General features: G+C 69.4%; 10 protein-coding genes. 8 read left to right on the forward strand and 2 right to left on the reverse strand.

Translation table 11 applies throughout. The annotated features are described in order from the left end of the window. The first annotated feature begins 289 nt into the window (after positions 1 to 289). The 3 genes from VD972_RS17795 to VD972_RS17805 all read left to right on the forward strand — a co-directional run bounded on the left by VD972_RS17795 (position 290) and on the right by VD972_RS17805 (position 1988). Positions 290 to 484: a hypothetical protein gene (locus VD972_RS17795; RefSeq protein ID WP_324988571.1), complete on the forward strand. Its 195-nt coding sequence runs from the start codon at positions 290 to 292 to the stop codon at positions 482 to 484. A 406-nt stretch (positions 485 to 890) separates the two neighbouring features. Continuing rightward, positions 891 to 1424, forward strand: coding sequence for a cell wall protein (locus tag VD972_RS17800; protein ID WP_324988573.1), 534 nt, complete (start codon positions 891 to 893; stop codon positions 1422 to 1424). An 81-nt stretch (positions 1425 to 1505) separates the two neighbouring features. Continuing rightward, positions 1506 to 1988, forward strand: a complete 483-nt coding sequence (locus VD972_RS17805; RefSeq protein WP_324988575.1) for a hypothetical protein — start codon at positions 1506 to 1508, stop codon at positions 1986 to 1988. 54 nt (positions 1989 to 2042) lie between these two features. On the opposite strand, the gene VD972_RS17810 is transcribed toward VD972_RS17805, so the two are convergent. Next, positions 2043 to 3800, reverse strand: coding sequence for an MASE1 domain-containing protein (locus VD972_RS17810; RefSeq protein WP_324988577.1), 1758 nt, complete (start codon positions 3798 to 3800; stop codon positions 2043 to 2045). Positions 3801 to 4062: 262 nt separating this feature from the next. On the opposite strand from VD972_RS17810, the gene VD972_RS17815 reads away from it, so the two are divergent. Genes VD972_RS17815 through VD972_RS17825 form a run of 3 tightly spaced genes read left to right on the forward strand, consistent with a single transcriptional unit; the run spans position 4063 to position 5914 of the window. After that, the gene (locus VD972_RS17815) at positions 4063 to 4455 is read left to right on the forward strand and encodes a hypothetical protein (RefSeq protein ID WP_324988579.1); all 393 of its coding nucleotides are present in this window, start codon (positions 4063 to 4065) and stop codon (positions 4453 to 4455) included. Continuing rightward, positions 4452 to 5600, forward strand: a complete 1149-nt coding sequence (locus VD972_RS17820; protein ID WP_324988581.1) for a serine hydrolase — start codon at positions 4452 to 4454, stop codon at positions 5598 to 5600. The genes VD972_RS17815 and VD972_RS17820 overlap by 4 nt, the downstream gene beginning before the upstream one ends. Then, positions 5597 to 5914 carry a hypothetical protein gene (locus VD972_RS17825; protein ID WP_324988583.1) on the forward strand — a complete coding sequence of 106 codons (318 nt, stop codon included), beginning with the start codon at positions 5597 to 5599 and terminating at the stop codon, positions 5912 to 5914. Before VD972_RS17820 ends, VD972_RS17825 begins: the two co-directional genes overlap by 4 nt. Positions 5915 to 5929: 15 nt before the next feature. Here the strand turns inward: VD972_RS17825 and VD972_RS17830 are convergent, their stop codons facing one another. Beyond that, positions 5930 to 7732 carry a sigma 54-interacting transcriptional regulator gene (locus VD972_RS17830; protein WP_324988585.1) on the reverse strand — a complete coding sequence of 601 codons (1803 nt, stop codon included), beginning with the start codon at positions 7730 to 7732 and terminating at the stop codon, positions 5930 to 5932. A gap of 222 nt (positions 7733 to 7954) precedes the next feature. Between VD972_RS17830 and VD972_RS17835 the strand changes: the two genes are divergently transcribed. Then, the gene (locus VD972_RS17835; protein ID WP_324988587.1) at positions 7955 to 8581 is read left to right on the forward strand and encodes a DUF2378 family protein; all 627 of its coding nucleotides are present in this window, start codon (positions 7955 to 7957) and stop codon (positions 8579 to 8581) included. Positions 8582 to 8698: 117 nt separating this feature from the next. After that, positions 8699 to 8926, forward strand: coding sequence for a hypothetical protein (locus tag VD972_RS17840; protein ID WP_324988589.1), 228 nt, complete (start codon positions 8699 to 8701; stop codon positions 8924 to 8926). Positions 8927 to 8960: the final 34 nt, after the last annotated feature.

Raw genomic sequence — 8960 nt, forward strand, 5'->3', positions numbered from 1 at the left:
GCCTTCTCCACCGCATCCATCGCCAGGGTGCGGAGCGTGTTGATGGACTTCGTATCCAGCGCGTCGGTCGTCATGAGTGGGAGTTCCTCTTCTGACCCCTGAGTGGAGCGCACCATGCCGCAAGCGCGAGCCGGACGCCGCACCAAACGCGCGGAACGTGCGGGGTGGGACGGAATGTCAGACCGGCGTCGTACATTGGCGTGACTGAAATAGGGCCGGCCCTGGTTCGTTTCAGGAAACGGGCGGGGTGCTCGTCAGGGGTCGGCGGTCATCATCCAGGGGGATGGTCATGGGTCATCTGTTCGTTCCGGCGGCGCTGGCGTTGTGGGTGGCGGTGGCGGTGGTGCGCGCGTTGGCGACACCGGCCACGGCTCCCGCCCCAGCCGTAGAAGTGAAGGTCCAACAGCTGCGCCCCGTGGAGGCCGCCGGCAAGTCCGTGTCGGAGGCCGATCGGGCGCAGCCAGCAGTGCACGGAGAGGGCTGACGCCCCCCGCGCAGAGGCAGTGTCAGAGCTGACAGGTAGAGCGTGGGTCACGAGGACATGTGCCTCGGAGGACTCGGCGGCGGTGTCCGCTCATTTCAGAAACACGGAGGGGCACCTGTCCTGTCTGGCGGGTGTGGATTCAACAGGGGGGATGGCCATGCTTCAACTGTTCATTCCAGCGTTGCTGGTGCTCTGGGTGGCGTGGGTGGTTCCGCGCTCCCGGCGTCGCACCCGGCGTTTCAAGCTGAGCGCCCGCGCCCGGTAGCGTGGGGCTGATTCGAAGCACACGGGCCCTGGGGGAAACCCCGGGGCTCTTTTTTTACCCGGCTGTGAAGGGATTCACACGGTGGCAGCCCCGCAGGTGTATATGTGGCGCCACATGTCCTTAGAGAAAGCCCTTCGAGAGATGATTCGGCGCGAGCTGGGAAACCGGCTCGCTCCGCTCCAGAGGTCCATCGGCCAGTTGGAGCGAGGCCTGGCATCGCTCCAGTCGGTGCGTGACGTGACAGGGCGGCTGGCGCCTCTGCTCGGTGAGCGCGGCAGGCAGGTGGTGATGCGGCATGCTCAGGCGCACGTAACCCCTCAGCGCGCCGCTCCCCCTGCGCGGACTCCGGCGGCGGCTCAGGCCTCGAAAGCCAAGGCAGCGCCCGCGGCCTCCTCGTCCCAGCTCTGTGCGGTGATCGGCTGCAAGAAGCCCAGCCGCTCGAAGGGCTACTGCTCGGCGCACTACCAGAAGCTGCGCCTGCTGGTCCGGACGGGCCGCCGCCCGAAGGACTGGGTGGATGATGCCACGCCCCAGTCTGCGCGGGACATGAAGCTGCCTCGTGGCCGTGCCGCCGGGGGGGCGCGCCAGCCCGCGCCGGCCGCGCCTCGCGAGCCGCCCAAGCCCAAGGCGTGGGTGCGCAAGAAGGGTGGCGCGGGGATGGTCTCCCTGCACTGAGCAGGGAGTGAGCCGAGGATTCCCTACATGACAGGTCACACGGCCGTTGACAGACCTGCCGGGGGATGGGATTCGGGCGGCATGAGTGAGCAAGGCTATCCGGTCTACGTGGCAGTGCAGCGCCCCGACGGGCAGGTGGAGCAGGTGCGCGTGGGGACCGCCGTCAGGCAGGAAGACGGCTTCACGCTGCGCATGGGCGAGCTCTTCATCGGAGGTACTCCGGAGGCGGCCGCTCCGGCGCCCCGTCGGTCGTCAGTGGGCGGGGCTTCCGCCAGCGCGGGCGAGGTGCCGACGTTCCCCAACTACGGTCGCAGCAAGGGTGGCCCCATCCGCGGCGCTACCCTGCAGGATCTGGAGTACTACGCCAACGGCGCGCGGCGCTCCCTGGCGGACCCGGGCAAGGCGCGCTGGCATGACAAGGAGCGCGCGCTGCTGGCGTCCATTGAGGCGGAGATCTCCCGCCAGCGTGGAGGAGGTGGCGGGGACGAGGAGCGAGGCAGCTCCGCCACGCGGATGGATGAGAACGAGCCGCCCCCGCACACCGACGACGACATTCCCTTCTAACCCTTCCCAGGCGGGTGTGGTTCGCAGAGGTGCGTCCGCGCTACGTGCCGCGGCTCAGAGGGCCACGAGGTGGCTGTGGGGCAGGTCCGCGCACGGCAGCCGCACGGTGAAGGTGGTGCCCTGTCCCTCGGTGCTGCTCACCTCCACCTCTCCCGAGTGGCCCTCCACGATGCGGCGGACGATGGGGAGCCCCAGCCCGGTGCCCGTGGCCCGCGTGGTGAAGAAGGGCTCGAAGATGCGCTTCTGGATCTCCGGAGTCATTCCTTGGCCGGAGTCGGAGATGGAGAGCCGCAGCCGCGGGGAGCCTGGGCTCTCCTCGCGCTCGATGCGCACATTGAGGTCCCCCCCCTTGGGCATGGCCTGGAGGGCGTTGTTGAAGAGGTTGGACAGGGCCACGTGCAGCAGCTGCACGTCCACCAGCGCGGGAGGCAGGTCCGGCGCCACCTCGCGCTGCACGGTGACCTGGGCGCCGCTGGTCTGGGCTCGCAGCGCCGCGGAGAGCGCTCCCTCCACCACCGACTCGAGCGGCTCGGGACGGGGCTGAGGCTGCACCGGCCGCGCGAAGTCCAGCAGCCCTCGGACGAGCTCGTCCAGGCGCTGAACCTCCTCGATGATGATCTCGAGCAGCGACTCGTCCTGGGTCTCCAGGCGCCGGCCGGGCACATGGCGCAGCGCGGAGACGCAGTTGGCAATTGCTCCCAGGGGGTTGCGCACCTCATGGGCCATGGTGGCGGCCAGCTCGCCGAGCGCCGCCATCCGTTCGCGCGCCACGAGCTCTGACTGCGTCCGGGCCAGCATCTCCAGGGATTGGCGCAGCTCCAGGTTGAGCGCGGACACCTTGAGCTGGGCGCGGCGCCGCTCACCGAGCGCGGCGGCCAGCAGCAGGCCGGAGATGCTGATGGCCCCGAGGAACGACTGCAGCAGGAAGATGCTCTGGCTGATGCCCTGCGGGTTCTCGAGGTGGGACTCGAGGCCCGAGGGCTGGGCGTGGCTCGCCACAGCGGGGGGCTCTGGCCTGGCGAAGGGGCCTCTGTCGTGCTCGGTGTGCCAGATGGCGACGGCTGAGAGGATGAGGGTGGCGAGGGTGGTGCCATGGGCCTCGAAGCGCAGGGCGGCCCAGAGCATGAAGGGGAAGGCCAGATAGATGAGCGGGTGGAAGGTCCACTGCTCCGAGAACTCGCTGCGGAAGATGGCATGCGCGACCAGGATCAGCACGAGCACCAGCGCTCCCAGCTCCCAGCGGCGCCGAGGGGCCCAGTCCTTCAAGCCATGCAGCCAGGTGAGCAGCAGCGGCGTGATGACGAGCACGCCCAGGCCATCGCCGATCCAGAACACCTCCCACATCTGCCAGTACTGCTCCCAGGTGGCCGACCCCAGGCCGACGATGACGCCCACGGACAGCAGCGAGGTCAGCAAGGCGCTGAGCCCGGCCGCCAGCGTCACCAGCCCGATGACGTCGCGTACGCGGTGCAGGTCGATGCGATGCCCGACGAAGCGGCGCAGGAGGAAGGCACCGAGCAGCCCCTCGAGGGCGCCACAGACGGAGACCATGAAGGTGAGCCATCCGCTCCGCTCCTCGTGGTGGATGAAGAAGCCTATCGAGATGGCGGTGAGCGCCACCGCAGGCCAGTGCCGCGTGCGGGTCACCAGCAGCGCGAAGAGGACGAGGCCGCTCGGGAGCCAGACAGGAGAGACCTGCATCGAGGGAACGGAGATCTCCCGTGCCACCCAGGCCAGGCCGGAATACAGCGCAGCGAACAGCGCGAGACGCACCAGCGGATGCCAGCGCCGCAACATGAGATCGATCTGCACAGCTCTCCCCCCCAGCCAACGGGGCGCGGTTCCACATTCGAGGGGGGGGGCCAATCTTCTCCACCGCACGTGGGCCGCGCACGAGGAGTGTGACATGGACGGGCTTCTCGCGGAAAGCGGCTGAGGCAGGAGTTCCACGCGGATGGTAAGACGGCGAACCATGTCCTCGCCGCAACGCACCGGAGTGTTGAGTTCTTCACCCGCCAAGCCCTCGGACAGGCTGGAGCGACGGTCTCCAAGAAGGTGGGCTTGGCGGTGGGTCGTGAACGGGGCCATGGCGGTGGTGGTGGTGCCGGTATCGCTGCTGGCGGGCGTGTGGGTGGGCTCGCTGTCCTCCAAGACGGTGCTGGCGGCGCTGCCGGCGCTGCTCATCGTCGCGGTGGTGCCTCCGCTGTGTGTGGTGGGCGCGGAGGCCTGGGTGGGCCAGCGGTTCGCGCCTGGGCGCATGCGCTGGGGGCGGACGGTAGGCGTGGCCCTCGGAGTCCAGGTGCTCCTGCTGGGAGGCGCGGTGTGGGCAGGCGCTTCCGCGCGGAAGCTCGGGGAAGCGACGGTGCTGACGCTGGTGGAGGCAGCCGTGCTGGCCACGGGGGTGACCTGGGTGGCACGGCCCTCGGCTGCCTCGGGCTCTTCTCCTGAGAGGAGGTCCGCGTCATGAGCCGGATCCGAGGCGTGCTGGCGCTGATCGCCGCACTGCTCGGGGTGCCAGGGCTCGCGGCCGCGGCGTGCCCGGAGCGCGACGCGTGGCCGACGCAGGACTGGCGCAAGGCGACGCTGCCGGCCGGGCGTGAGCCCGCGCTCCAGGCCTTCGAGGAGTACGCCTTCACGAGGGTCGGCAAGGACGAGGAGCGCAAGGGGGTGCGCACGGACGCGGTGGTGATCATCCACCGGGGGCGCCTGGTGTACGAGCGCTACGCGCGCGGCTTCAAGGCGGAGCATCGGCACCTGGGCTGGTCCATGTCCAAGAGCGTGACCAACGCGCTCACGGCGCTGGCGGTGGCGCGGGGCGCGCTGTCACTGGACGACTCCATCTGCAAGCACGTGAAGGCGACGAACGAGGTCGCGTGCGCCATCACCGTGCGCAACCTGCTCGAGTTCGGCTCGGGGCTGGACTGGAAGGAGGGCTACGAGAACGACTCGCTCCAGACGTCCTCGGTCCTGGCCATGCTCTACGGCGAGGGGCGGCGGGACATGGTGGGCTTCATCACCTCGCACGCGCTGAGAGACAAGCCAGGCACGAGCTGGGAGTACTCCTCGGGGGACACCACGCTGCTGGCGGGGGTGGTGGGCGCGGCGATGAAGCCCCGCTTCGGCGACGGGTGGGAGTGGAAGCTGCTGCTGGAGCCGGTAGGCGCGCGCAGCATGGTGCTCGAGCGGGATGCCAAGGGCACGCTGGTGGGCTCCTCGCTGCTGCATGCCACGCCACGCGACTGGGCGAAGCTGGGCTTCCTCTTCCTCAATGACGGTTGCTGGGAGGGCCACCGCCTGTTCCCCGAGGGGTGGGTGGCCGACTCGGTGGCTGTCTCCGAGCCCCTGAAGCACAAGCGCGTGGACTGGGATCCGGGGGATGTGCAGGGCCGGCAGCTCTGGCTCAACCGCCGGGTGCCGGGCCTCCAGGACGAGAAGCCCTGGCTGGATGTCCCCGAGGACGCCTACGCCATGCGCGGGCACTGGGGGCAGTCCGTCACCATCATCCCCTCGCTGGACATGGTGGTGGTGCGCGTGTCGGATGATCGGGAGAAGGCCTTCAAGCTGAACACCTTCCTCGCCCGCGCCATCGCGCTGGTGGAGGGAACGCCATGAAGCGGACCCTGCTCGTGGTGCTGCTCGGGGCCCTGCTGCCAGCGCTGTCTGCCTGCGAGAGCGGTGGCTGGCGGACGTACGACAACAACGACCTGGAGCTCGTGACGGTCTACACCGCGAAGGACGCGTGCACATGCCTCTTCGTGATGGAGCGGGAGGATGAGTTCTGCCGCGCCTTCGTGAAGGCCAACCCGTCCGTGGCGCACCTCACCATCGACAGGGAGAAGAAGGTGGTGGAGACCTCGGCGCTGCTCCTGTGGGGAGCCCGCTCGCGCTACGTGGACGAGCGCAGTGGCTGCGTCCTGGACCCGTGAGCCCGTGCGGGAGCCTCAGCCGCCCTTCCAGAGTCCATGGCGGCGAGCCCTGCGTCCCAGGGTGACAGGGTCCATGCCCAGCGTCACCGCCGCGCGCCGCAGCACGCCACCATTCTGCTCCAGCGCCTCGCGGATGAGGTCCCGCTCCACCTGCTCCATGCGGGCCTTCAGCGAGCCCCCCGACATCGTGCTCCCCGGGCGCGCGCCCACCAGCGCCGGGGGGAGCAGCCGCCGCGTCACCATCTCCCCCGGCTGGGACAGCAGCACCGCGCGCTCCATCACGTTGCGCAGCTCGCGGGCGTTGCCTGGCCACGCGTATGACAGCAGCGCCTCCTCCGCCTCCGCGGCGATCCCACTCGCCGAGCGCTTCAGCGCCCGGTTGAAGAGCTCCAGGAAGTGCCGCGCCAGCGAGAGCACGTCCTCCGGCCGCTCACGCAGCGGGGGAAGATCGATGGTGAAGCTGTTGAGCCGGTAGAACAGGTCCGCCCGGAACCGTCCGGCGCGCACCTCCTGGGCCAGGTCCCGGTTGCTCGCGGCCACCACGCGCACATCCACGTGGCGCACCTGCGTGCCTCCCACCGGCCTCACATCTCCGCCCTCCAGCACGCGCAGCAGCTTGATCTGGAGGTTGGGCGTGGTGTTCTCGATTTCATCCAGGAAGATGGTGCCGCCATCGGCTAGCACGAACAGGCCCGGGTGGTCCGCCACCGCGCCGGTGAAGGCCCCCTTCACATGGCCGAACAGCTCGCTCTCCAGCAGCGTCTCGGTGAGCGCGCCGCAGTCCTGCACCACCAGCGGTACGTCCCCGCGCCCGCTCAGCCGGTGGATGATGCGCGCCAGCACCTCCTTGCCCGTGCCCGTCTCACCCTGCAGCAGCACCGCCACCCGGTGTGGCGCCGCCACGCGCACCAGCTCCAGCACCCGCTGCATCGCCGAGCTGGAGAACCCGGGGCCGTCACCCGTCGCGGGGCTCGGAGCGCCGGCGGCCCCGCTCATCAACGCGCGCTCGCGCAGCAGGTTGCGCTCGAGCTCCAGGCCCATGCGCCGCTGCTCCGTGCGCACGCCGTGCTCGCGCCCCGCATCCAGCACGGCCTGCCGCACCTCCTGCACCTCGAACGAAGGGCCCAGCGTGCGAAAGAGGCTGCCCGAGTTGAACAGCCCGAGCAGCCGCTCCGGCGCCGCGGGAGCGCAATGGACGATGCGAGCAGCCATGTCGCTGGGTGGGGCGGCGCCCGTGTCATCCACCTCGGCCATGCGCCGCGCGCCCAGCTGCTCCACCAGCGACAGCGCCTGCACCTCGTCCCAGCCCGCCACCAGCAGCACCGCCACGTCCCCGCGCGCCAGCAGCGAGTGCACCTCCGCCGGCGTCTGCGCGAAGCCCAGCCGCGCGTGCCCATCCAGCGCTGTGCGGATGGTGCGCATCTGCGAGTCCGTCGCGTACGCCACCGCCACGTGCAGCGCGCTCTCCAGCAGGTAGCGCACCAGCGTGACGCGGTCCGAGCCCTCGAAGATCTGGAAGGCCACGCCCAGCGCCGTCACCGTGCCGCCCTCGGCGCCCTCCGTGTCGTGCCGCCACCGCACCTCGCCGCGCACTCGGATGCGCGCATGCGAGTCCGGCAGCGAGAACGCCATGTCGATCTCTTCCCCCTCGCGCGGCCCCTCCGTCGCCCCGCCCCGCGGCGTGGCCACCAGGCCAATCCCCGTCTCGCTGATGTTGACCGACCAGCACCCGTGCAACGCCGGCTGCGTCACCACCTGCACGTACAGGGGCTTGCGCGGGCTGCGATCGGCAAACGACGTGTCGAGGGGTCGCTTCATTCGTGAATCTTCACGCTTCAAAAATGAAGTATGGCCTCAGCTCATTGAAATTTCACGTCTCGGCTGCTGCCCTCCAGGCAAGGAGGCTTCACTGCTGAAAGCAAGCCTCCGAGCCAACCCCTTGTTTTCCCAGCCATCGAGACATGGCCCGGATCCTGCTCATGGAAGACGACGGCAGCGGTTCGCGGCCTTCCTCCATCAGGTCCCTCTCCGGTCACTCCCATGCACGCACACCTCGAGTCGACAAAGCCGGTGATGGACCTGGACGTGGAGCGACAGCTCCGCCATCGGATGGCTATGGCCAGCCCCACGGATACGGCACGCGGGATGTTCTTCAACGGGGCGCTGGAAGTCGCACGCGCACTCGGTGGGAGCGAGACCGCGGACCGCTGCCAGCAAGTCATGGGCGAGAAGCGCTTCATCGACTTCTTCAATTACCCCGTCGTGGATTTGCTGCACATGTCCCTCGAGGTGATCCGTCTGGTGGGCCCCCGTGCGGGTGGGCCGGCCGGAGTGCTCAGGCGCATGGGTGCGCAGGCGGCCCGGGACTTCCTGGCCTCGGGTCCAGGCAAGACGATGCTGCTGCTGACGGACAAGAACCCGCGGCGGGTGCTCAGCCAGTTCCCCGCCAGCTACCGCACGGTGGTCAGCTTCGGCGAGCGGCGCGTGGCCTGGTCCGTCCAGGAGCGCACCGGGCTCTTCAGCTCCCAGCGAGACTTCCTGCCTCCTGCGTACACCAAGGGGTTGCTGCAGGGCGTGTTGGAGGGGGCAGGTGCCAAGGGCGTGAATGTGAGCGGCCGTCCCACGGGGATGCTCGACAGCGAGTACGACGTCTCCTGGGAACGATAGAGCAGGGGTGCTCGTTCGTTTTCCCTGGCGCGCGGATTTCCCGTTGGCAAGAAGAGGCGCCGTCCTTGCGGTTCCGGGGATGAGGACGGCCAGCAGCAAACTCCCAAGGGATGAGGGATGAAGACCATGCGGCTCGACAACGTGAAGGTGCAGGGCGGTCAGCGGGATTCGCTGGAGATGCCGCCTGTATGTGTGTGTGGGGCTGGCTCGACCGGGCCCTCACACCCGGCATCGCCGACGTCGGTGCCCACCTGTCACGAGTGCGGCGGGAGCCTGCCGCAGGCCGAGGCCTCCACGAGTCAGGAGCGCCGGCACCTGCAGGACTTCCTGAGCGCATTTGTCTGAGGCCTGAGGCGCTCTCTCTGTCTGGATTGGGATG

Origin of the sequence: Hyalangium sp. (genome assembly GCF_035629615.1) — a bacterium.
Taxonomy (GTDB): Bacteria; Myxococcota; Myxococcia; order Myxococcales; family Myxococcaceae; genus Hyalangium.

Coding starts and splice junctions, on each gene's coding strand:
- VD972_RS17795 (WP_324988571.1), top strand. CDS start 290: ATGGGTCATCTGTTCGTTCCGGCGGCGCTGGCGTTGTGGGTGGCGGTG.
- VD972_RS17800 (WP_324988573.1), top strand. CDS start 891: ATGATTCGGCGCGAGCTGGGAAACCGGCTCGCTCCGCTCCAGAGGTCC.
- VD972_RS17805 (WP_324988575.1), top strand. CDS start 1,506: ATGAGTGAGCAAGGCTATCCGGTCTACGTGGCAGTGCAGCGCCCCGAC.
- VD972_RS17820 (WP_324988581.1), top strand. CDS start 4,452: ATGAGCCGGATCCGAGGCGTGCTGGCGCTGATCGCCGCACTGCTCGGG.
- VD972_RS17825 (WP_324988583.1), top strand. CDS start 5,597: ATGAAGCGGACCCTGCTCGTGGTGCTGCTCGGGGCCCTGCTGCCAGCG.
- VD972_RS17830 (WP_324988585.1), bottom strand. CDS start 7,732: ATGAAGCGACCCCTCGACACGTCGTTTGCCGATCGCAGCCCGCGCAAG.
- VD972_RS17835 (WP_324988587.1), top strand. CDS start 7,955: ATGCACGCACACCTCGAGTCGACAAAGCCGGTGATGGACCTGGACGTG.
- VD972_RS17840 (WP_324988589.1), top strand. CDS start 8,699: ATGAAGACCATGCGGCTCGACAACGTGAAGGTGCAGGGCGGTCAGCGG.